The sequence below is a fragment of the Actinokineospora sp. UTMC 2448 genome, from assembly GCF_024760565.1.
Taxonomy (GTDB): Bacteria; Actinomycetota; Actinomycetes; order Mycobacteriales; family Pseudonocardiaceae; genus Actinokineospora; species Actinokineospora fastidiosa.
The window spans coordinates 2,574,949-2,596,190 of sequence record NZ_CP031087.1; the positions used below are offsets into that span (position 1 = coordinate 2,574,949).

21 protein-coding genes are annotated in these 21,242 nt (G+C 73.1%); 14 read left to right on the forward strand and 7 right to left on the reverse strand.

Features of this window, described 5'->3' with window-relative positions:
- Positions 1-101 precede the first annotated feature (101 nt).
- A complete protein-coding gene (locus tag Actkin_RS12130; protein WP_258907911.1) occupies positions 102-965 on the forward strand; it encodes an AfsR/SARP family transcriptional regulator in 864 nt (287 codons plus the stop codon).
- Positions 966-1,185: 220 nt separating this feature from the next.
- On the opposite strand, the gene Actkin_RS12135 is transcribed toward Actkin_RS12130, so the two are convergent.
- Positions 1,186-2,373, reverse strand: a complete 1,188-nt coding sequence (locus tag Actkin_RS12135) for a cytochrome P450 (RefSeq protein ID WP_258907221.1) — start codon at positions 2,371-2,373, stop codon at positions 1,186-1,188.
- A gap of 341 nt (positions 2,374-2,714) precedes the next feature.
- Here Actkin_RS12135 and Actkin_RS12140 point away from each other — a divergent pair, with 341 nt between their 5' ends.
- Genes Actkin_RS12140 through Actkin_RS12200 form a run of 13 tightly spaced genes read left to right on the forward strand, consistent with a single transcriptional unit; the run spans position 2,715 to position 16,051 of the window.
- The gene (locus Actkin_RS12140; RefSeq protein ID WP_189212706.1) at positions 2,715-3,551 is read left to right on the forward strand and encodes an NAD-dependent epimerase/dehydratase family protein; all 837 of its coding nucleotides are present in this window, start codon (positions 2,715-2,717) and stop codon (positions 3,549-3,551) included.
- Between the two features lie 17 nt (positions 3,552-3,568).
- A complete protein-coding gene (locus tag Actkin_RS12145) occupies positions 3,569-4,390 on the forward strand; it encodes a TylF/MycF/NovP-related O-methyltransferase (protein WP_258907222.1) in 822 nt (273 codons plus the stop codon).
- Positions 4,387-5,526: a glycosyltransferase gene (locus Actkin_RS12150; protein ID WP_258907223.1), complete on the forward strand. Its 1,140-nt coding sequence runs from the start codon at positions 4,387-4,389 to the stop codon at positions 5,524-5,526. Before Actkin_RS12145 ends, Actkin_RS12150 begins: the two co-directional genes overlap by 4 nt.
- Positions 5,523-6,311, forward strand: a complete 789-nt coding sequence (locus Actkin_RS12155; RefSeq protein ID WP_258907225.1) for a class I SAM-dependent methyltransferase — start codon at positions 5,523-5,525, stop codon at positions 6,309-6,311. Before Actkin_RS12150 ends, Actkin_RS12155 begins: the two co-directional genes overlap by 4 nt.
- Positions 6,312-6,313: 2 nt before the next feature.
- On the forward strand, positions 6,314-7,492 hold the full coding sequence (locus Actkin_RS12160; RefSeq protein WP_189212710.1) for a cytochrome P450: 1,179 nt from the start codon (positions 6,314-6,316) through the stop codon (positions 7,490-7,492).
- A complete protein-coding gene (locus Actkin_RS12165) occupies positions 7,489-8,688 on the forward strand; it encodes a nucleotide disphospho-sugar-binding domain-containing protein (RefSeq protein WP_258907228.1) in 1,200 nt (399 codons plus the stop codon). Before Actkin_RS12160 ends, Actkin_RS12165 begins: the two co-directional genes overlap by 4 nt.
- The gene (locus Actkin_RS12170; RefSeq protein ID WP_258907229.1) at positions 8,685-9,821 is read left to right on the forward strand and encodes a class I SAM-dependent methyltransferase; all 1,137 of its coding nucleotides are present in this window, start codon (positions 8,685-8,687) and stop codon (positions 9,819-9,821) included. The genes Actkin_RS12165 and Actkin_RS12170 overlap by 4 nt, the downstream gene beginning before the upstream one ends.
- A 15-nt stretch (positions 9,822-9,836) precedes the next feature.
- Complete coding sequence (locus Actkin_RS12175) at positions 9,837-10,883, forward strand: glycosyltransferase (protein ID WP_189212713.1); 1,047 nt, start codon at positions 9,837-9,839, stop codon at positions 10,881-10,883.
- Positions 10,884-10,891: 8 nt separating this feature from the next.
- Positions 10,892-11,980, forward strand: a complete 1,089-nt coding sequence (locus Actkin_RS12180) for a nucleotide disphospho-sugar-binding domain-containing protein (RefSeq protein ID WP_189212714.1) — start codon at positions 10,892-10,894, stop codon at positions 11,978-11,980.
- A 1-nt stretch (position 11,981) separates the two neighbouring features.
- A complete protein-coding gene (locus tag Actkin_RS12185; protein ID WP_258907230.1) occupies positions 11,982-13,388 on the forward strand; it encodes an NDP-hexose 2,3-dehydratase family protein in 1,407 nt (468 codons plus the stop codon).
- Positions 13,385-14,299 carry an NAD-dependent epimerase/dehydratase family protein gene (locus Actkin_RS12190; RefSeq protein WP_258907231.1) on the forward strand — a complete coding sequence of 305 codons (915 nt, stop codon included), beginning with the start codon at positions 13,385-13,387 and terminating at the stop codon, positions 14,297-14,299. Before Actkin_RS12185 ends, Actkin_RS12190 begins: the two co-directional genes overlap by 4 nt.
- Positions 14,296-15,603 (forward strand): lipopolysaccharide biosynthesis protein RfbH, encoded by a 1,308-nt coding sequence (gene rfbH, locus Actkin_RS12195; RefSeq protein WP_258907232.1) that lies wholly within the window; start codon positions 14,296-14,298, stop codon positions 15,601-15,603. Before Actkin_RS12190 ends, rfbH begins: the two co-directional genes overlap by 4 nt.
- Before the next feature lie 4 nt (positions 15,604-15,607).
- Positions 15,608-16,051, forward strand: a complete 444-nt coding sequence (locus Actkin_RS12200) for a hypothetical protein (RefSeq protein ID WP_258907233.1) — start codon at positions 15,608-15,610, stop codon at positions 16,049-16,051.
- A gap of 37 nt (positions 16,052-16,088) precedes the next feature.
- Here the strand turns inward: Actkin_RS12200 and Actkin_RS12205 are convergent, their stop codons facing one another.
- From Actkin_RS12205 to Actkin_RS12230, 6 genes are all read right to left on the reverse strand, one after another.
- Complete coding sequence (locus Actkin_RS12205) at positions 16,089-16,526, reverse strand: DUF488 domain-containing protein (RefSeq protein ID WP_189212719.1); 438 nt, start codon at positions 16,524-16,526, stop codon at positions 16,089-16,091.
- Entirely contained in the window at positions 16,523-17,137 is a 615-nt protein-coding gene (locus Actkin_RS12210; RefSeq protein ID WP_258907234.1) for a DUF488 domain-containing protein, read from the reverse strand. The genes Actkin_RS12205 and Actkin_RS12210 overlap by 4 nt, the downstream gene beginning before the upstream one ends.
- A gap of 13 nt (positions 17,138-17,150) precedes the next feature.
- Complete coding sequence (locus Actkin_RS12215) at positions 17,151-17,831, reverse strand: dual OB domain-containing protein (protein ID WP_258907235.1); 681 nt, start codon at positions 17,829-17,831, stop codon at positions 17,151-17,153.
- A 137-nt stretch (positions 17,832-17,968) separates the two neighbouring features.
- Positions 17,969-19,210: an ATP-grasp domain-containing protein gene (locus Actkin_RS12220; protein WP_258907236.1), complete on the reverse strand. Its 1,242-nt coding sequence runs from the start codon at positions 19,208-19,210 to the stop codon at positions 17,969-17,971.
- Positions 19,207-20,187: a glycosyltransferase family 2 protein gene (locus Actkin_RS12225; protein ID WP_258907237.1), complete on the reverse strand. Its 981-nt coding sequence runs from the start codon at positions 20,185-20,187 to the stop codon at positions 19,207-19,209. Before Actkin_RS12225 ends, Actkin_RS12220 begins: the two co-directional genes overlap by 4 nt.
- A complete protein-coding gene (locus tag Actkin_RS12230) occupies positions 20,184-21,191 on the reverse strand; it encodes an NAD-dependent epimerase/dehydratase family protein (protein ID WP_258907238.1) in 1,008 nt (335 codons plus the stop codon). The genes Actkin_RS12225 and Actkin_RS12230 overlap by 4 nt, the downstream gene beginning before the upstream one ends.
- Between the last annotated feature and the right edge of the window lie 51 nt (positions 21,192-21,242).

Here is a 21,242-nt window from a genome sequence, read left to right on the forward strand (position 1 = left end):
CCGCCGCCGAGGCTGGCCGGACCGTCGTGAGGGACATTGGGGGCGCTTTGGAGATCAAAATTTTAGGCCCGCTAGAAGTGCGCCATTCCGGCGTGGCGATCGTGCCGTCAGCGGCCAAGCCGCGCACCGTTCTCGCTCTGTTGGCCGTACACGCGAATACGGTTGTGCCCGTCGACGCGATGGTCGCCGAACTCTGGGGGAAGGACCGGCCGCGCAGCGCCAAGACGGTGATCCAGACCTACATCATGCACCTGCGCAAGCTGGTCGACTCGCTGCTGCCCGGCGGCGTCGGCAAGCAGATCGTGGCCACCCGGCCCGGCGGCTACATGCTCGACGCCGAGGGCACCAGCCTGGACATGCGCCACTTCGACCAGTCGGCCGCGGCGGGCCACCGGGCCAGGGAGGCGGGTGAGCTGACCGAGGCCTCCCAGCACTTCGCGGAGGCGCTGAGCTGGTGGCAGGGCCGCCCGCTGCTGGACATCCAGCTCGGCGAGACGCTCACCTACCAGGTGAAACGGCTGGAAGAGGCCTGGTTGAACGTGCTCGACCGCAAGATCGAGGTCGACCTGCGGCTGGGCCGCCACCACGAGCTGCTGGGCGAGCTGACCGCCATGGTGGCCCGCCACCCCACGCACGAGGGGCTCTGCGCGCACCTCATGCTCGCGCTGTACCGCTCGGGGAGGCGGCCGGAGGCGCTCGACGTCTACCGGCAGCTGCACACGCGGATGGTGGAGCAGCAGGCGCTGGAGCCCTCGCCCGCCCTGCGGCGGCTGCACCGGTCGATGCTGGTCTCCGACCGGGGCTCAGCCGACCTGACCGACCTGTGGCAGGGCGCGGCCGTGCAGGGGCGGCCCTCGGTTCCCGCCGCCCGCTCGGGCGCCATATCGCCGGAACTGGCCGCGATCCCGTGGAACGCGCATCCGGAGGAGCGGTCTCCGTCATCGGCGGGGGCCTGGCGTTCCTGACGCCGAATCGGACGTAGGGCCTGATCCCGCTATAAAGCAGATATAATCGCACTTGATTTCCGCTATTGCCAGCTCTCGATCGCGACGTGCCGGTCGCCCGTTTGCTGGTTTTGTTGAAGAAGCAATTGGCGGTAAACGCCATTCTTGATCTTCGGGGAAAACGCCGACCGCGGGCACGCCGAAACGGTGTGCCCGCGGTGGGAAATGAAACTCTTCCGGGTTACCAGCCGACCGGGAGGGTGCGCGGGTAGCGGGTGAACCGGTTGGCGGTCATCTCCGGGGCGTCGACGGCGAACGCCGGGCGCAGCCCGGGGAACCGGCGCACCGTCCGGCCCAGCGCCTCCTGCAGCTCCACCCGCGCCAGCGGCGCGCCCATGCAGAAGTGCGCCCCGAAGCCGAAGCTGAGGTGGTGGCGGGCGGCGCCGCGGGCGAGGTCGAAGCGGTCCGGGTCGGACACCTGGTCCGCGTCGCGGCCCGCGGAGTCGATGGAGATGAACACCGCGTCCCCGGCCGGGATGGTGGTGTCGCCGATGGTCACATCGGACGTCGGGTAGGTCAGCCCGGCGAACCCGGTGCCCGCCTGGGCGTAGCGCAGGATCTCCTCGACGGCGGGCTCGACGCCCACCTCGCCCGCGCGCAGCCGGTCCCACTGCCCGGGGTGCTGGAACAGCGCGAGGAACCCGTTGCCGAGCTGGGTGGCCACCGTCTCGTACCCGGCGACGGTCATCAGCATCATCGTGGACACGGCCAGCTCGGGCGAGCACGGTTCGCCGTCGTCGTGCTTGGCGGCGAGCAGGTCGCCGACGATGCCCCGGCCGCGGGCGACCAGCTCGCGCACGGAGGCGTGCAGCGCGTTCATCGCCTCGGCGAACGCGGTCATGGACGCCCCCGAGGCGCGCAGCGCCGCCGCCCACTCCAGGAACCCGCCGCGCAGGTCGTCGGGGACGTCGAACAGTGCGAGCAGCACCCGCAGCGGGAGCGGGAACGCCAGGGCGTCCATGAGGTCGGGGTGGTCGGCGGACGCGAGGTCGTCGAGCAGGTCGTCCACGATCGCGGCCACCCTCGGCCGCATCGCCTCCGCCTGGCGGACGTTGAACACCTGCGCGGTCAGCCGCCGCCACCGGGCGTGCTGCTCCGGCTCGGCGATCGAGGCGCCGAAGTCGAACGCGGGCGCGGGCCCGCGCTGCCTGCCCACCGCCGCGTCGCGCACCGGCCGCCTGCTGAAGCGCTCGTCGGCCAGCACGGTCCGCACGTCGGCGAACCGGGTCACCAGCCACCCCTCGCCGCCGCGGGCCAGGGTGACGGGGGCGACCGGGGCATTGGCGCGCCGCCAGGCGAACTCCTCGTGCGGCTGGAACGGGCAGCGGGCCGGGAACGGGTAGGTGGCGGCCTCCCGGGAGGTGGTCATGAATGCTCCTCGCCAGCCGGTCTGACAATTCTCCATCGTATTCGAGCATGGGTGTGGGCCGCGGTGGTGTCAAGGTGTGGCCGACTATTCTGTTGGAACGCTCTAGGGGCTCTATAAAGTCGCTAACGAGCCCTTCTAGCGGTGGTGCACGAATCCCGCATTGACCGCTCTGACCTGCGGTTATGCTTTGATCTGCGATGATCGGACGCCTTGCGTGGCCTTTGCTGGCTGTGGCAGCATCGCCGCGAGACCGACATTAATTCCGCAATTGCCCCGATTTTCGAAAGCGGGCGCCGACTTGTGGGGATGGGCCAGCCGTGACCAGTGACCATTCGGCAGTCGTGATAGGCGGTGCCGGATTCATCGGCGCCCGCCTGTGCGCGACGCTGACCGACCTCGGTGTCGCGGTGCTGCCGGTCACCCGGGGCGACCCGCTGCCCACCACCGCCGAGCTGCGCGCCGCTGGCACCGTGTTCATGGTCGCGGGCAGCGTCACCCCGCTGACCGCGCAGCAGGACCCCGGCCGGTGCGCCGAGGACCTGGCGGGCCTGCGCCGCCTGCTCGACCGCGTCGGCGACCCCGACGGCGCGCCGCACGTGGTGCTGACCAGCTCGGGCGGCACGTGCTACGACCCGGACAGTCCGCCGCCGTACCGGGAGACCGACCCGGTGCGCGCGACCACCGCCTACGCGGCCCTCAAGCTCGACCAGGAGCGGCTCGTCGCCGAGTCCGGCCTGCCCGCCACCGTGTTGCGGCTGGCCAACCTCTACGGCAGGGGCCAGCGCGCGGGCACCGGCCAGGGGGTCATCGCGCACTGGCTGGACGCGGTCGGGCGGGGCGAACCGCTGCCGGTCTACGGCAGCCTCGACACCGTCCGGGACTACCTCTACCTCGACGACTTGATGGACCTGCTGGTGCGGCTGCACCGCAGCGGCCCGGTCGCCCCGGTGCTCAACGTGGGCAGCGGCGCGCCGACCGCCCTGCGGGACGTGGCCCGGCTCATCACCGCGGCGACCGGGTGCGCGGAGCCCGCGCTGGACCACGCCGCCGCCCGCCCGGTGGACCGCCAGCGGTTCTGGCTGGACGTCGGGCTGGCCAGGGCGGCGCTCGGCTGGCTGCCGATGACCCCGCTGGCCCAGGGAATCCGACTCACCTGCACCGCGCTCGCGCGGCCTTGACAACTCAGGAGGACGGCATGGCCGACAGCGGCGCCGAGATGTACCTCGACCTGCTCAAGCGCGCGGTGGTCAACACCCTCTACCAGGACCCGCCGATCCCCACGCCGTGGCGGACCGAGGACACCTTCGACCGCGCGGCGCGGGAGCTGGGCAGGGACTGGCCGAGCCAGGCGCACTCGATGATCGGCTTCCGCAGGCTGGAGAACCTGCGCGCGCTGCTGGAGAGCGTGCTCGCCGACGGCGTCCCCGGCGACGTCCTGGAGGCGGGCGTGGCCCGCGGCGGCGCGATGGTCTACGCCCGGGGCGTGCTGCGCGCCCACGGCGTCACCGACCGGACGGTGTGGCTCGCCGACTCCTTCCAGGGCTTCCCCGAGCCCGACGAGCACCAGGCGCCGGACACGTTCCACCCGGAGATGGCCGAGGACCTGCTGAGGTTCCAGGAGGTCATGGCCGAGCGCGCGGTCAGCGCGGACGAGCTGTACGGCCAGTTCCTCGTCGGGACGTCCGAGGCCGAGGTGCGCGACACCTTCGACCGCTACGGGCTGCTCGACGACCAGGTCCGGTTCATCGCCGGGTGGTTCGCCGACACGCTGCCCGCCGCGCCGGTCGAGCGGCTGGCGGTCCTGCGGGTCGACGCCGACCTCTACGACTCGACGCAGATCGCGCTGGAGTCCCTGTACCCCAAGGTCTCCCCGGGCGGCTACGTGATCATCGACGACTACCAGTCGGTCGACCAGTGCCGCAGGGCGGTGCACGACTACCTCAAGAGCGTCGAGGAGGACCCCCGGCTGGTCACCGTCGACGAGGACGCCGTCTACTGGCGCAAGGAGCGGGCATGAGGCTGCTGTTCGTCACCTCGCCGCTGGTCGGGCACGTGTTCCCGCTGGTGTCGACGGCCTGGGCGGCCGCGGCGGCGGGGCACGACGTGGTCGTGGCCACCGCGGGCGACGCGGTCGGCGCGGCCCGCGGCGCCGGGCTGGCCGTGGTCGACCTGACCGGCGGGCAGAACCCGATGGCCCGCTTCCGCGCGCAGGCCCCCGCGCCGCCGCCGGTGACCGGCGAGGGCACCGCCGAGGCGATGGTCGCGCACCTCTTCGGCACGTGCAGCGTCGACATGGCCGCCGCGGCGGTCGCGCTGGCCGCGGACTGGCGGCCCGACTGCATCGTGCACTCGGCCCTCGACGGCGCGGGCCCGATGGCCGCGCGGGCGCACAAGATCCCGCTGTTGCGGCACACCTTCGCGATGGGCGAGACGGCCCCGGCCATGATCGACGGCGTGTGGCGGATGCTGGAGCCGCTGCGTCGCGAGCACGGCGTCGACGACGACCCGGTCGAGCCGTTGGCCGTGGTGGACCCCGGGCCGAGGAGCCTGCGCGAGTCCACACCGGACCGCGTCGCGGCGTGCCGGTTCGTGCCGTTCAACGGCGGCGGCGAGCTGCCCGACTGGCTGTATCGGGGCAGCGGGCCGCGGCTGTGCGTGACGCTGGGCACCGTCGTGCCGTGGACCTCCGGCGCCGACACCTTCCGCACGCTGCTCGACGCCGCGGCCGGGCTGGACGCGGAGGTCGTGGTGGCCAACGGGCACGCCGACCTCTCCGCGCTCGGCGCCCTGCCGCCCAACGTCCGCGTCGCGGGCTACGTCCCGCTGTCCGCGCTGCTGCCGACGTGCGCCGCGGTCGTGCACCACGGCGGTCCCGGCTCGGCGGCCAACGCGCTCGCCGTGGGCATCCCGCAGCTCGCGCTGCCGCACATGGCCGACCAGTTCGACATCTCCGCCGCCCTGGACCGGCGGGGGATCGGCCTGGTCCAGCACCCGCAACAGGCCACTGTGGACAGCCTGCGCCGGGACATGGCGCTGCTGCTCGACGACCCGGGACTGCGGGAGCGGGCCGGGGAGGTCGCCGAGGAGAACGCGGCCCTGCCCCCGGTCGCGGACATGGTGGCGGGCCTCGTGGGCAGGGTGGCCGCCCGATGACCACCGCGGCCGAGTACGCCGAGTCCGTCGCCGCCTTCGCCCACGACGACGTGCCGGGCTGGTTCTTCCCCGCCGACGCGCTGCTGTTCCGGGCGGTCGACGAGCTGCAGGGCGAGCGCGGGATCACCGGCGACCTCCTGGAGATCGGTGTCTACCAGGGCAAGAGCGCCATCCTCATCGGCTGCTTCCCCCGCGCGGGCGAGCGGTTCGCCGTGTGCGACGTCTTCGGCGACCTCGACGCGCTGAGCGCCGAGAACCGCGACGAGAGCACCACCTACTACCCGGGGTACGAGCGCGCCGCCTTCGAGCGGAACTACCTGCGGTTCCACGCCGAGCTGCCGGACGTGCACGCGGTGGCGTCCGCGCGCCTGCCCGACCTGCTGCCCGCCGGGTCGTTCCGCTTCGCCCACATCGACGGCGGTCACTCCTACGACGTGGTGCGCCAGGACATCGCGACCGTCCGGCGGCTGCTCGGCCCGGGCGGCGTCGTGGTGCTCGACGACTGGTCGACGTCGCACGCGCCGGGCGTGGGGCGGGCGCTGTGGGCGGCCTTCGCCGACGGCGGGCTCATCCCGCTCGCCTTCACCCCGGGCAAGTTCTACGCCACCTGGGACGCCGACGGCCTCACCGGCGCGGACTTCGCCGGGTGGGCGGCGGGGCACGCCGAGCTGGAGAGCACCTACGAGCACCGCTTCGGCGAGCACACCGCACGGCACTACACGATGGGCGCGCCGTTCTGGCAGCGGTTCGCCCCGGGCACGCCGGTCCCGGCGGAAGAGGAGTAGCGGTGCTTCCCGAGCCGTACACCCCCGAGTTCTACCGCGACCCGCACCCGACGCTGGCCGCGCTGCGGCGCACCGAGCCGGTCAAGCGCTTCCGGCTGTTCGGGTTCGTCGACGCCTGGCTGGTGACCCGCTACGCGGACGCGCGCACGGTCTTCGGCGACCCGCGCTTCCAGATGTCGCTGCCCGGCGAGCGCGGCCCGTTCGAGCCGCCGCTCGACGACATCAACGCGCCGACCACGCTGGCCAACGCGAGCCCGGAGGACCACGCCCGGCTCAAGGGCGTGATGATGCGCGGCTTCACCCCGCGCGGCCTGGCCGCCGTGGAGGCCCGCGTCCAGACCATGGTGGACAAGCTGCTGGCCGAGCTGGCCGGGCGCGCGGAGTTCGACGTGGTGTCCGAGTTCGCGCGGCCGGTCGCGTTCGGCGTCATCGGCGAACTGCTCGGCGTGCCCGAGCACGAGCGCCCCGGCCTGCCGGACAGGATCATGGGCAAGCCCGCCCGGCACATGTCCGGCGAGGAGCTGAAGCGCCGCAACCAGGAGACCATGCGCCGCGCCCACGCCTACCTCGCCGACCTGATCGCCGAGAAGCGGGCGAACCCCGGCGACGACGTCACCACCGCGATGATCGGCGCGGCCGACGACGGCGGCCCGATCACCCCGGACGAACTGCGCGCGGCGCTGATGTCGCTGCTCATCGCGGGGTTCGTCACCTCGCTGAACATGGTCGCCAGCGGCATCGGCGAGCTGATCGCCCTGCCGGAGGCGCGGGAGCGGGTGGCCGACGACCCCGACGCGGCGCGCTGGGCGGTCGAGGAGGCGTGCCGGTTCCACAGCCCGTTCCTCTCCGCGTCCCGGGTGGCCGTGGCGGACCTGGAGCTCGGCGGGCGGACCGTGCGCAGGGGCGACATCGTGATGGTGTCGCTGAACTCGGTCAACCGCGACGGCGACCAGTTCGCCGACGCCGACCGGTTCGACATCGACCGCAGGCCCAACCCGCACCTGGCCTTCGGCCACGGCGCGCACCACTGCATCGGCGCGGCCGTGGCGCGGCTGGAGGGCCGGATCGCGTTCCGGTCGTTCTTCCGGCAGCTGCCCGGCGTGCGCGCGGTGAGCGACGAGCGGGCGTGGCGCTCGGACGGGATCATCCGAGGGCTGGCCGAGCTGCGGGTGACGCGATGAGCGCGCGGGTGCTGTTCCTGGCCGCGGACGGGCTGGGCCACGTGTTCCCGATGGTGCCGCTGGCCTGGGCGATGCGCGCCGCCGGCCACGAGGTGCTGGTGGCCACCACCGGCTTCGGCCTGGCCGCGGCGGACGCGGGCCTGCCGGTGGCCGACTACGCCCCGGACACCCCGCAGGGCGCGGAGTGGCACGCCGGGCTGGCCGCCACGCCCCGGCTGCTCGCCGACACCTACGGCGTGCCCGACCTCGCCGAGCGGATGCGCGAGGGCGCGGAGCCCGTCGACATCCGGATGTCCTCGGCGATGCTGGCGGGCTTCGCCGAGGCGATCGTCGACAACGCCGTGGCGATCGCCCTCGGGTTCCGCCCCGACCTGGTGATCCACGAGTCCATGTGCCCCGCGGGCGTGGTGGTGGCCGCGGCGCTCGGCGTGCCCGCGGTCCGCCTGGAGCTCAACCCGGCGCGGACGACGGAGCTGAGCGAGCACATGCTGCGCCACCTCGCGCCCACCTTCGCCCGGTTCGGCGCCACCCCGGCCCCGGACGCCGCCGTCCTGGACAGGACGCCGCCGAGCATGGTGGTCGAGCCGGGCGGCGTGCCGCTGCGGTTCGTCCCCTACACCGGCGGCACCGTCGACCCGCCGACCGGTCCGCCGCCGTCGGAGCGCAGGCGGGTGCTCGTCACCATCGGCACCACGCTGCCGGAGGTGACCGACGCGGGGAGCCTGGTCGGACGGCTGGCCGCGGCGATGGCCGACCTCGACGCCGAGGTCCTGCTCGCCGTCGGCGGCGCGGACCCGGCCGCGCTCGGCCCGCTCCCACCCGGCATGAGCACCGTCGGCTGGGCGCCGCTGGAGTCGCTGGTGCCCGACGTGTCCGCCGTCGTCCACCACGGCGGCGCGGGGACCACGTTCGAGTGCCTGCGGGCCGGTGTCCCGCAGGTGGTCCTCCCGCACAGCCGGGACACCCCGGTCAACGCGGGCGCGGTGGCGGCCAGGGGCGCAGGGCTCGCGGTCGACCCGGCCGACTTCACCGCCGCGCACGTGGCCGCGGTGCTCGACGACCCCCGGTACGCGGCCGCGGCCGCCGAGGTGCGCCGGGAGATGGCGGCCATGCCCGCTCCGTCCGAAGTGGTCCCAACGTTGACCGGCCCGGCCGTCGCCGGGGACCGGCGAGAGAATGCGCAGGTGGCGGTGTGATTGATCCGTGGGGGCCGGTCGAGGCCCTGTTGCTGGCCGTCGGCGGGCGCGACGAGCACCTGCTCGCCGCCGTCGACGAGGTCGGTCTGCGCGCCACGATGGACGTGGTGCGCGACGAACTGCTGATCCGGTGCGCCGTCCCCGAGGTCGTGGACAAGGTCGCCGTCCAGCTCGTGGTCGTCCACGGGGACCAGCGCGCCGGGCTCGCGTTCACCTTCGCCGACGGCTCGGTCGACGCCGAGCACGGCTTCCACGACGGTGAACAGCCGACTGTGACCTACACCGTGGTCGACATCCTGCGCGGCCTCTTCGGCACCGACGACGCGGTGACCCCGAGCCGCAACGTCAGGATGTGCATGCCGAACACGGACTCGTTCGCGGGCGGGTTCGACTGGGCGCTGCGCCAGATCCGCACGACCTCGGCGCTGGTGGCGGCGATCTCCGACCGACCGGCCGACCTCGGCAGGCTGTCCATGGCCAACGGCTCGGACAAGTGGGGCGGCTGGCACTTCTACACCCCGCACTACGAGCGGCACTTCGCCCGGCTGCGCGACCAGCCGGTGCGGCTGCTGGAGATCGGCATCGGCGGCTATGACGACCCGAACCTCGGCGGCGCGTCGCTGCGCATGTGGCGGGACTACTTCCGCAGGGGCCTCGTCGTCGGGATGGACATCCATCCCAAGCCGGGCGTGCAGGGGCCGCGCATTCGCACCGTCCGGGGCGACCAGACCGACCGGGAGCTGATGACCGCCCTCGGCGCGGAGGCGGGCCCGTTCGACATCGTCGTCGACGACGGCAGCCACATCAGCGCGCACGTCATCGCGACCTTCGGGATGCTGTTCCCGCACGTGCGCCCCGGCGGCTTCTACGTGATCGAGGACCTGCAGACCTCCTACTGGCCGGAGTTCGGCGGCTCGACCACGGAGTTCACCAGCCCGACGACGACCGTGGGGTTCCTCAAGACCCTGCTCGACGGGCTGCACCACCCGGAGATCGACGGCGCCGAGCCCGACTACGCCGCGTTGAACATCGCGGGCCTGCACTTCTACCGCAACCTCGTGTTCATCGAGAAGGGCGCCAACGCCGTCGAGGGCCTGCCCGTGATGCGCACCCAACCCAAAGCGCGTCCGTAGAAAGGAATCCAGGCCGTGCGCGTCCTGTTCGTCACCACCCCGGTGATCGCCCACACCTACCCGCTCGTGACCACCGCCTGGGCGCTGCGCGCTGCCGGGCACGACGTCCTCGTCGCGACCTGCGGCGCCACCGCGCCTCGGGTCGCGCGCGCGGGCCTCGCGGTCACCGACACGGCCCCCGGACTGGAACTCGGCGACGTCTTCCGGGAGCTGGCGCCCGGCGCCAACCCGTTCGCGGTGCTGGCCGAGCGGATGCTGCCCGGCGTGCTCGCCGCGGGCCGTCCGGACGCCGTCGTGTTCACCCCGCACGCCTACGCCGGGCCGCGCGCCGCCGCCGAGCACGGGGTCCCCGCCGTGGTGCACGGGCTCGGCCTCGGGCCGGGGCTGGACCAGATCCGGGAGACCTACGCGGGCGCGGGCGTCGCCGCGGACTTCGCCGCGGGCATCGACGTGGCGCCCGACAGCATGCGCGTCGGGGAGCGGCTGGGCTGGTCGGCGCGCTACGTGCCGTTCAACGAGGGCAGCGTGCTGCCCGCCTGGGTGCGCGAGCCCGCGCCGCGCCGCCGGGTGCTGGTCACCCTCGGCACCACCGTCCCGTCGATGGTGGGCCTGGCCCGGCTCACACCGCTGTGGAAGACCATTGACGCGGCCGCCGACGTCGACGCCGAGTTCGTCATCGCCCTCGGCGACATCGACACCACCGAACTGGGGGAGCTGCCGCCGAACGTGCGCGTCGTGCCGGGCTGGCTGCCGCTGATCGCCCTGCTGCGCACCTGCGACGCCGCGGTCCACCACGGCGGCTCCGGCACGCTCATGGCCGTGCTGGACGCGGGCCTGCCGCAGCTCGTCCTGCCGCAGGGGGCCGACCAGTTCGCCAACGCCGAGGCGGTGCGCAAGCGCGGGGTCGGCCTGGTCCGCACCCCGGACGGGCTGTCAGCGGCGGCGATCACCGAACTCCTCGGCGACGGGGACCTGCGGGCCGCTGCCGCCGAGGTGCGCGCGGAACTGCGCGCGCTGCCCGCGCCGAGCGCGCTCGTCGACCGGCTGACCGGACTGGTTTAGGAGGCACGATGCGCGTCTTGTTCGCCACCCTGCCCGCGGTGGGCCACCTCTACCCGATGGTGCCGCTGGCATGGGCGCTGCGGGCCGCGGGCCACGACGTGCTGGTCGCGGTGCCGGACGACTTCACCGCCGAGGTCACCGCCGCGGGCCTGCCCGCGGCGTCGACCAGCGCCACCCTGCGATCGCAGTCCACAGTGGATCAGCTGCGCACCGGTGTGGTCGGCCGCGAGGTCGGCGCGGAGGGCGGGCTCGTCGACGTCACCGAGGCCACTGTGGACGCCACTGTCGCGCTCGTGCGGAACTGGCGGCCGGACGTCGTGGTGATCGAGCCGACCGCGCGCGCGGGCCAGCTCGCCGCCGCGCACGCCGGGGTGCCGGTGGTGCTGCTGCCGTGGGGGATGCTCATCCCGCCGGAGTTCAGCGCCGGGGGAGCGGGCGTGCGGTGGAACGAGCCGGGCCCGCTGGAGCGCCGCCTCGGGCTGACCGAGGTCCCGCCGCCGGTGCTCGCCCTGGAGGTGTGCCCGCCCGGCTACCAGTACCCGAACCCGTTCCCGGTGCGGCACATGCGCTACGTCCCGTACAACGGGCGCATGGTCCGGCCGGACTGGCTCGACGAGGACCGCCGCCGCGCCTGCGTGACCGTCAGCTCGCCGTCGGAGCCGATGGCCGCCGTCGTGCGCGAGCTGGCCGCCGCCGGGCTCGACGTGCACATCGGGGTCGCCGACCGGCACCGCGAGCAGGTGCTCGCGCTGGTGGGCGACGTCGCGGGCGTGCGGTCGGTCGGGATGCTGCCGCTGGGCGTCGTGCTGCCGTCCTGCGCCGTCGCCGCGCACGACGGCAGCGCGGGCAAGGCGCTGACCGCGCTGGCCCACGGGGTGCCGCAGCTCGTGCTGCCGCTGGAGGCCGACCAGTTCCTCCACGCCGACCGCGTCCAGGAGGTCGGGGTCGGCCTGCGCGCCGACGCCGACCCCGCCGCCGCGGTGCGCGCGGTGCTGGACAGCCAGGAGATCGCCAAGCAGGCCCGCGTGCTGGCCGAGGAGATCGCCGCCCAGCCGAGCCCGGCCGACATCGCCGCGCGGTTCGGGGAGCTGGTCTGACATGGCGCGCTCCCTGCTCTACCCCGACAGCCCGGCCACGGCGGTCCGGCTGGCCGAGTCCGTCTGGACGCCGGACAGCCCCCGGCTGCCCAGCGCGCAGTTCCCCGCCTGGCTGGCCGAGCGCGCCGCGGCCACCGAGTTCGCCGTCGCCCCGATCCCGTTCGAGCGCGCGCGGGGCTGGGGGTTCGACGAGCGCACCGGCGACCTGCGGCACGCCAGCGGGCGGTTCTTCGCCGTCGAGGGCCTGGCCGTCGCGTCGGCGCAGGGCGACTGGGAGCAGCCGATCATCGTCCAGCCCGAGATCGGCATCCTGGGCATCGTCGTCAAGGAGTTCGACGGCGTCCTGCACTGCCTGATGCAGGCCAAGGTCGAGCCCGGCAACGTCAACGGGGTGCAGCTGTCCCCGACGGTCCAGGCCACGCACAGCAACTACACGCGGGTGCACCAGGGCAGGGAGATCCCCTACCTTGAGCTCTTCACCCGGCGCGCGAACGCCCGCGTGCTGGTGGACGTGCTGCAGTCCGAGCAGGGCTCGTGGTTCCTGCACAAGCGCAACCGCAACATGGTCGTCGAGGTGACCGAGGACATCCCGACGCTGGACGACTTCTGCTGGCTGACCCTGGGCCAGCTGCAGGCGATGCTGCGGGTGGACAACCTGGTCAACATGGACGCCCGCACGGTGCTGTCGTGCCTGCCGTTCGCCCGCCCCGGCGCGCCCGCCGACGCCGACCCGTTCGTCACGGCGCTGACCCGCTCGCTGGACCCCGCGCTCGGCGCCCGCCACCGCGACGCGGACGTGCGCAGCTGGTTCACCGAGGCCAAGACCCGCAGCGAGCTGACCGTGCGGCGGCGCCCGCTGGACGGCGTGGCGGGCTGGTCGCGCGACGGCGAGCGGATCGGCCGCGCCGACGGCAGGCACTTCCAGATCATCGCCGTGGACGTGACCGCGGGCAGCCGCGAGGTCAGCCGCTGGTCCCAGCCGCTGCTGGCGCCCGCCGAGCGCGGCGTGGTCGCCTTCCTCGCCCGGCGGTTCGACGGCGTGCTGCACTTCCTGGTGCACGCCCGCGTCCAGCACGGCTACCTGGACCGCGTCGAGATGGCGCCCACGGTGCAGTGCCTGCCCGGCAGCCACCCCGACCCCGCGGTCCGGCCGCGCTTCCTGGACTACCTGCTCGGCATCGATGCGGCGCGCATCCGGTACGACGTGCTGCAGTCCGAGGAGGGCGGGCGCTTCCACCACGCGGTCAACCGCTACGTCGTGGCCGAGGTGGACGCGGACTTCCCCGCCGAGGTCCCGCCCGACTACCTCTGGGTCGCGCTGCACCAGCTGATCGAGCTGCTGCGGCACAGCCACTACCTCAACGTCGAGGCGCGCAGCCTCGTGACCTGCCTGCACAGCCTGTGGTGACCCGGCAGCGCGCCCTCGTCGTCGGCGGCACCGGCTTCCTCGGTCGCCACATCGCCGCCGCGCTCGCCGAGGACTACGAGGTCACCGTGACCACCCGCGACCCGGCAGTGCCCGGGCGCACCGTCGTGCTCGACCCGACGCGCGGCTACCGCGAGCAGTTCGCCGCCGCGCTGCGCGAGCTGGCCCCCGCGGTCGTGGTGAACGCCGCGGGGGAGACGTGGCGGCCCGACCCGGCCGCCCGCAGGCGGGCCAACATCGAGCTGCCCCGCCTGCTCGCCGAGGCCATGGCCGACTGCCCGGCGCGGTTCATCCACCTGGGGTCGTCGCTGGAGTACGGCCCCGTCGACCCGCCCGCCGCGATCGGCGAGGACACCGCGGCCGAGCCGATGAGCGACTACGGGAGGACCAAACTGGACGGCACGGCCGCCGTGCTGCGCCTGCGCGGGGACGCGGTGGTGCTGCGGGTGTTCAACGCGATCGGCGCGGGCATGTCCCCGGCGTCGGTGCTCGGGTCGACCGTGGCCACGCTGCGCGCGGCCCGCGCGGAGCGGCGCCCCGCCGTGATCGAGCTGCTCGACCTGCCGCAGTCCCGCGACTTCGTGGACGCCCGCGACGTGGCCGCCGCCGTGGCCGCGGCGGCCACCCGGGGCGCCGGGGTGGTCAACATCGGCTCCGGCACCGCCCGCGCCGCCGAGGACGTGGTCCGCGCGCTGGCCGAGGTCAGCGGCGTCGGCTACCGGATCGTCAAGCGCCGGGCCCCGCGCGGGCACACCCGCGCCGCGGGCAGCGACTGGCAGCTGGCCGACATCCGGCGCGCGGGCGCCGACCTCGGCTGGGCGCCGAGGCACGGGCTGGCGGACACCCTGCACCACATCTGGAACTTCGGCCCGGCTGGAAGGCGAGCGAGATGAGCGGCGACCGCAAAGCGGAGATCATGGAGCTGGTCCGCGAGTACCACGGCAGCGCCGAGACCGCGGGGTTCGTGCCCGGCAGCACCCCGATCCTGTCCTCCGGCGCGGTCCTGACCGCCGAGGACCGGATGGCGCTGGTGGAGGCCGCGCTGGAGCTGCGGATCGCGTCCGGGGTGTACTCGGTGCGCTTCGAGCGGGCCTTCGCCCGGCACTTCGGCCTGCGCAAGGCCCACCTGACGAACTCGGGGTCGTCGGCCAACCTGCTGGCCCTGTCCGCCCTCGGCGCGCGCGAGCTGGGCGACGAGCGGCTGCGCCCGGGCGATGAGGTGATCACCGTGGCCGCGGGCTTCCCGACCACGGTCAACCCGATCATCCAGAACGGCCTCGTGCCGGTCTTCGTCGACATCGAGCTGGGCACCTACAACACCACCGCGGACCGCGTCGCCGAGGCCATCGGGCCGCGCACCCGGGCCATCATGATCGCGCACGCGCTGGGCAACCCGTTCGAGGCGGCCGAGATCGCCGAACTGGCCCGCGCGCACGGCCTGTGGCTGGTGGAGGACAACTGCGACGCCGTCGGCTCCCTCTACAACGGCAGGCTGACCGGCACGTTCGGCCACCTGAGCACGGTGAGCTTCTACCCGGCCCACCACATCACCATGGGGGAGGGCGGCTGCGTGCTCACCGACCGGCTGGACCTGGCCCACCTCGTGGAGTCCTACCGCGACTGGGGCCGCGACTGCTGGTGCGAGCCCGGCGAGGACGACCGCTGCCACAAGCGCTTCGGCTGGCAGCTGGGCACCCTGCCGGAGGGCTACGACCACAAGTACACCTTCTCCCACATCGGCTACAACCTGAAGTCCACCGACCTGCAGGCCGCCCTGGGGCTGCGCCAGCTCGACCAGCTCACCGAGTTCGGCGACGCGCGGCGGCGGAACTGGAAGCGCCTGCACGGCGAGCTGGCCGACGTCCCCGGCCTCCTGCTGCCCCGCCCGACCCCGGGCAGCGACCCGAGCTGGTTCGGCTTCGTCATCACCGTCCGGCCGGACGCTGGCTTCACGCGCAAGGACCTCCAGCTGCACCTGGAGTCCCGCCAGATCAGGACGCGCCTGCTGTTCAGCGGCAACCTGACCCGCCACCCGGCCTACCAGGACGTCGCCTACCGCGTGGCGGGCGACCTGGCGAACAGCGACATCGTCGTGGACAACACGTTCTGGATCGGGGTGTACCCGGGCATCACCGACGAGATGATCGACTACGTCGGCCGCGTCATCCGGGACTTCGCGGCCACGCGGACGGGGTGAGCGCGTGTTCGTGTCGTTGGTGCTCTGGGACCTCTCGCTGTCCATCCAGACGGTGGCCTCGCTGCGGTCCCACCTGCGCGACTACGCCGTGGAGGCCTACTCGACGGTGCCCGGCCTGCACCAGAAGATCTGGGTCGCCTCCACCGGGCCCGAGGGCGAGACGTGGGGGGCGCTGTACCTCTGGGACACCTGGGACCTGGCGTACGGCAGGCCGCCGGGGGTGTCCAAGGTGGTCGAGCTGATCGGCTACCCGCCCACCAGCCGCACCTACTTCGGCGTCGAGGCGGCCACCGGGGGCCTCTCCGCCGTCGCCGCGCTGGCCCGGGGCGTCGGCCTCGCCTACGACCCCGACTCGCCCCCGCCGCCGACCCGGCCCGCGGAGTACGTCCCGCCGGGCACCCCGGTCATCTGGCGCAACCGCGACAGGGCGGCCGACCCGCCCTCGTGAGAGCCGGGCCGGTCTCGACAGCGGCGCCCCCGCCCGGTCAGGTCAGGTGCTCGACGGTCACGTCGTCCCAGCGCTCGGCCAGGTACTCGGCGACCAGGCGCCGGTGGCACTGGTGCGGCTTGTCCTCGCTGCACAGCAGCACCGCGTTGTCGAGCAGGCCGGTCGGCAGCGTGTGCTCGATCCGGCGCTGCCGGATCAGCTCCAGGAAGCGCTCCTCGTAGGCCGCCCACCCGGAGCCGTTCTTCTTGTAGGCGTCGAGCATGTCCTGGGTCGGCGCCAGGTCGGGACGGTGGGCGTAGGCCATGCCGCAGAGTTCGGCGAGGAAGAACCTGAGGTCGTCGCGCTTGGCGAAGCCCGCCAGTTGCGACACGTTGTTGAGCCGGACGTCGACCAGCGTGTCCGCGCGGGCGGCGCGGAGCAGGCCGAAGAACCGCTCCGCCGACTTCTTGGTGAAGCCGATGGTGTAGATCCTCATGGCAGGTCCGCCCGCTCCGCGCGCAGGGTCTCGTCCACGTACGCGATGCGCTCCTCCTGGCGGCGCAGCGCTTCGTCCATGCGTTCCCCGCGGGTGCGGAAGAGGTCCGGCTCCGCCAGGCCGAACCTCGCCATCAGGCGCTCCATCGCCGCGTCGTGGGGCTCGATCCACCCGTCGCCGTGGACATGGTCGACCGGCACGTCGAGATCGGTGAGCACCCGGGCCACGAGAACGGTGCGGTGGCAGTCCAACGGCTCGGCCTCGGCGCACATGACGGCGATGCGTTCGGTGCCCGCGCCCTTCCTGAGCCGGTCGATCCCGTTCGTGAAAGCGTCGCTCGCGGCGAGACGCGCGTAGTGGACCCGGCCGTCCTCGTAACACGCGGCGTCCTCGGATCGGGCCCCGAGTTCCTTTCCCAGGAAAACGTACTTGATGCCCGATTCGCTCAGGCTCTGCTCGATCTGCCCGCGGTTGAACTGCGGGGTGAACCGGCTGAATGGCGTCGAGCGCACATCCGCGACTGCCGTGATCCCGTGTTTGCGCAGCAATGCGACGAAGGTCTCGACGCGGTGTGTCGAGTGTCCGATGGTCAGTATTGCTGCGTCGCTCATGCGGGGCTGTTCCTCAGCTAGGCGGTGGCCGCTCGATGATAGCCGCTACCAGCTTGTAGAACCGGTCGTCGAACTCCTCGGCCAGGCTGACCGTCAGGATCGACTCGCGGAGCGGGTAGGACCCGGTTCCCCGAGCGCGGTACCGCTCCTCCTGCACGGGGTCCGTCAGCTTCAGGGCGTAGGCGTGGCCCGCGTGCTCGAACCGCGCGCGGACGACCGGGCGCCGGTCGCTGGCGAACCGGTGCGCGGGACTGACCTTGACGGCCACCTGATCAGCGCGGACCAGTCTGAGCGAGTGGGAGAGGGTGTCCTGGCAGGAGCCCGGGACGAAGTCGTTGAGGCCCGCGCTCGTCTTGTGCCCGTTGATCCACAAAGGCCCGGCGTCGCGGGTGAACCGGAGCAGGTCGTCCCACGTCATCCGGCCCGCCCGCCGCCAGCGCTTGCCGCTGTCCAACAGCCAGTTCTCCCGGTGCACCTCGGCGGGCCGATGCCCGATGAGCGGCACGTCGAGGACGTCCAGCGGCGCCGGTTCCGAGCCGTCCTCGTATTGGCGTTCCGACGCCGAGATCTCGTGTCCCGGGCGCTCGCTGATGGGGCGGATCCACCGGCCGGAATCCAGGTCGATCCCCGCCACGCAGCGGCCCTGGTGTTTGCGCGAGTTGGCCAGGCAGACAATTCGCTTCGTCACTGCCACGCGTCGGACCTTTCGCGGAGCCCACCGATCACCGAAGATGATCTTAGTGGGCGCCCCGAGCGCGTGTCACGCTTTTGCGCATTCCGCGGCGGAAGCCCAGGAAACGGCGGTGTGGTGACTATTGCTCGATTTCGTCGTCACCGGGTATTCGCCGCGGCCTGCCCTTCTCTGACGCCCAGTGGCCGGACAGCCAGGTCGAGTGCCGCGACGACCTCGGACACGCGGGGCTCCAGGTCCTCCGCGTCGTCGGCGGTGACCACGACCCAGCCGAGTTTGCGGCCCGCTTCGGTGAACGGTTGGACGATGTCGCCCGGTGCGACGAACAGCTCCACCGACGTCACGTCCGGCATCGCCGCCACCTCGGCCAGGCCGCGGGCCGCGACGAACTCTCCTGCGTCGGGCAGGGGGGAGGTGAGCACGTGCAGGCGGGTCGGGCGCAGGTGGGTCGGCGTCAGGTCGACCGGCTCGCCGATGGCCAGGGAGACCAGCGCGGCCACGCAGTCCACCCCGGCCAGGGCGGACACCAGGCGGGGGAAGCCGTTGCCGGACATGCGGGCGCCCACCTCGAGGGTGTACCGCGTGCCGTCCGGGCGGACGACCACGTCGAAGTTCGCCGGGCCGTCGTGGAGGGCGAAGGCGCGGCAGAGGTCGCGCGCCTCCCTGGTCATCGCCGCCTCGACCGAGGGCGACAGGCGGGCGGGGGCGGTGTGGCCGCCGATGAGGAACCCGGGGCCGGGCAGGATGGCCTTCTCGGTGATGACGCTCAGCGCCACCTCGCCGCCGGACATGAACACGTTCACCGTGTAGTTCACGCCCTCGACGAACTCCTCGACGATGACCTGCCCGCGCGGCGAGTGGCCTGCCGCGTGCTTCAGCGCCGCGTCCAGCTCGCCCGGGTCCGGCACGCCGGTCACGCCGCGGCCACCGGAGGCGTCGGTCGGCTTGACCACCACGGGGAACCGGAACCCGCGCGCGGCGTCGGCCAGCTCCACCAGGTCGTCGGACTGCGCCCAGCGGTAGGTGGGCACGCCTGCCGCGCCCGCGATCCGGTGGAACGCCGACTTGTCCATCGACGCCGCGGCCGCCTCAGCCGGGTACACCCAGGGCGTTCCGAAGTGGACGGACAGGTGGTGCCAGGACTCCAGGCAGGTGTCCGCCGCGGTCGACACGACCCCGGCCAGCCGCCTGCCGCGCAGGGCGTCGGCGATCGCCGCGTGGTCCATCGTGGAGATCTTCAGGAACTCGTCGGCCAGCGCGATGCCGGGCCGGTCCGCGCGCATGTCCACGGCGATGGTCCGCAGCCCGCGCCTGCGCGCCTCCTGGTACAGCACGACCTGTTCCTCGCCAGCGCCGAGGACCAGCAGCTCCCCGGCGCTCACCGCGGGACCGTCCGCGCCTCGGCCTGCCGCGGCGGCGGCGGGGCGGGCACGCCCCGGTCCAGCCGGTCCTCGTCGGACACCGGGAAGTTCGCCTCCCGCACGTAGTAGATCCGCCGGGGCCGCACGTCCATCATCCGCCGGTACAGGTACCGCCCCACGACGGCCACGCCCGCGGCGGTGGCCGCCGACACCAGCAGCGAGGCCACCAGCAGCGCGGTGCCGCCCACGACGCCCGCCACCCCGAGGACCGACAGCACGACCGCGGCGACGGCGGCGAGCGCGGCCAGCAGGTACACCGCGTTCAGCGGCCGCCAGGAGAACCCGAACCACAGCTCGAACGCGTCCCCGGCCAGCCGTCCGATCCGGAATTTCGACGTGCCCGCGGCGCGCTCGCGGTGGGCGACGGGCACGGTGGCGCACCGGGCGCCGATCTGCGGGGCCTTCGCGACGAAGTGCGAGTTGCCCGTGGGCAGGTTCACGATGGTGCGGCCGACCTCGGTGCGCACCACCCGGAACGACGTGGCGCCGTGCGGCACCTCGACGCGCAGCCAGCGGCGCGCCACCCAGTGCGCGCCCGCCGCGCCCATCCGCCGCAGCACGGAGTCCTTGCGGTCCGCGCGGATGCCGAACACGACGTCGTACCCGTCGCCAGCGGCGTCCAGCAGCCGCCACGTCTCCGCGGCCGGGAACTGCATGTCGGCGTCGAGCTGCACCGCCCACGGCCTGCTCGCGTACCGGAACCCGGCGGTGACCGCGGCGGGCAGGCCGAAGTTGCGGGCGAAGGACACGTACCGCACGCGCGGATCGGTCTCGGCGATGCGCTTGATCCGCTCCAGGGTGTCGTCGCGGCTGCCGTCGTCGACGAACAGCAACTCCAGGTCGTCGATCGTGCCGAGCGCGGCGCACACCTCCTGGTAGGCGACGTCGACCTGGGCGCCCTCGTTGTAGCAGGGCACGATCGCGGTCAGGCCGCTCACATCAGCCGCCGGGTCCAGGTCGCCGGGGTCAGCTCGGTGACGATCTCCAGGTCGAGGTTGTAGTCGAACTCCCTCGGCCCCTGCGCGGAGATCCACTCGACCATCTCGGTCAGACCCTCGCGCAGGCCCACCTGCGTGCGGTAGCCGAGGAGCCTGCGCGCCTTGTCCGAGCTGCAGGTGGCGTGGTGCACCTCCAGCGGCCGCGCGGGCATGAAGATCGGGTCGCAGTCCACGCCGATGATGTCGCAGATCGTCTGCGCCAGTTCGAGCACCGTGACGGTGCCCTCGTCCGGCCCGACGTTCACGACCTCGCCGACGATGTCCGGGTCGATGGCCAGTTTGGTCAGACACGACACGACGTCGGAGACGAAGCTGAAGCAGCGCAGCTGGCTGCCGTCGCCGTAGATCACCGGCCGCAGCCCGCGCAGCACGCGGTTGATCATGATCGCGGCGACGTTGCGGTACGGGTCGTCGAAGCGCTGGCGCGCGCCGATGATGTTGTGCGGCACCGCGATGTTGTGCTCCATGCCGTGCACGCCCGCGATCGCCGCCACCTGCAGGTCCGCTGCGTACTTCGCGATCCCGTACGGGGTCAGCGGCTCCGGGCGCATGTCCTCGGTGAACGGCGGGACGAGCGCGCCGTAGCGCGACATGGACGAGCAGTGCACGAACCGCCGCACGCCGCCGCGCACCGATGCCGCCAGCATCGCCACGGTCGCCCCGGTGGTGTGTTCGTTCACCATGTAGGGCGCGAACACGGACAGGCCCTCGTAGGGCGCGGCCGCGCAGTGGAAGACGATCTCCACGCCGTCGAGCATGTCCTCGTACTCGGCGGCGTTGCGGCAGTCGGCGACCCGGAAGTCGACGCCGTCGGGAACGTTTTCCTTGAAACCATCCATCATGTTGTCGATGCCGCGGACCCGGTAGCCGTTGGTGAGCAACCAATCCGCCACGTGGCTGCCGAGGAACCCGGCAACCCCGGTGATGAGAACGCTATCTGCCATCTTGCGTCGCCCTTTCCCCACGGCGCGAAGTGCCCGGACTGTAACAATCGG

Excerpts from the sequence above, each read along its gene's own strand:
- Actkin_RS12135 (WP_258907221.1), bottom strand. The coding sequence starts at position 2,373 with ATGACCACCTCCCGGGAGGCCGCCACCTACCCGTTCCCGGCCCGCTGC.
- Actkin_RS12210 (WP_258907234.1), bottom strand. The coding sequence starts at position 17,137 with ATGAGCGACGCAGCAATACTGACCATCGGACACTCGACACACCGCGTC.
- Actkin_RS12230 (WP_258907238.1), bottom strand. The coding sequence starts at position 21,191 with ATGGCAGATAGCGTTCTCATCACCGGGGTTGCCGGGTTCCTCGGCAGC.
- Actkin_RS12165 (WP_258907228.1), top strand. The coding sequence starts at position 7,489 with ATGAGCGCGCGGGTGCTGTTCCTGGCCGCGGACGGGCTGGGCCACGTG.
- Actkin_RS12205 (WP_189212719.1), bottom strand. The coding sequence starts at position 16,526 with ATGAGGATCTACACCATCGGCTTCACCAAGAAGTCGGCGGAGCGGTTC.
- Actkin_RS12150 (WP_258907223.1), top strand. The coding sequence starts at position 4,387 with ATGAGGCTGCTGTTCGTCACCTCGCCGCTGGTCGGGCACGTGTTCCCG.
- Actkin_RS12180 (WP_189212714.1), top strand. The coding sequence starts at position 10,892 with ATGCGCGTCTTGTTCGCCACCCTGCCCGCGGTGGGCCACCTCTACCCG.
- Actkin_RS12145 (WP_258907222.1), top strand. The coding sequence starts at position 3,569 with ATGGCCGACAGCGGCGCCGAGATGTACCTCGACCTGCTCAAGCGCGCG.
- Actkin_RS12185 (WP_258907230.1), top strand. The coding sequence starts at position 11,982 with ATGGCGCGCTCCCTGCTCTACCCCGACAGCCCGGCCACGGCGGTCCGG.
- rfbH (WP_258907232.1), top strand. The coding sequence starts at position 14,296 with ATGAGCGGCGACCGCAAAGCGGAGATCATGGAGCTGGTCCGCGAGTAC.
- Actkin_RS12155 (WP_258907225.1), top strand. The coding sequence starts at position 5,523 with ATGACCACCGCGGCCGAGTACGCCGAGTCCGTCGCCGCCTTCGCCCAC.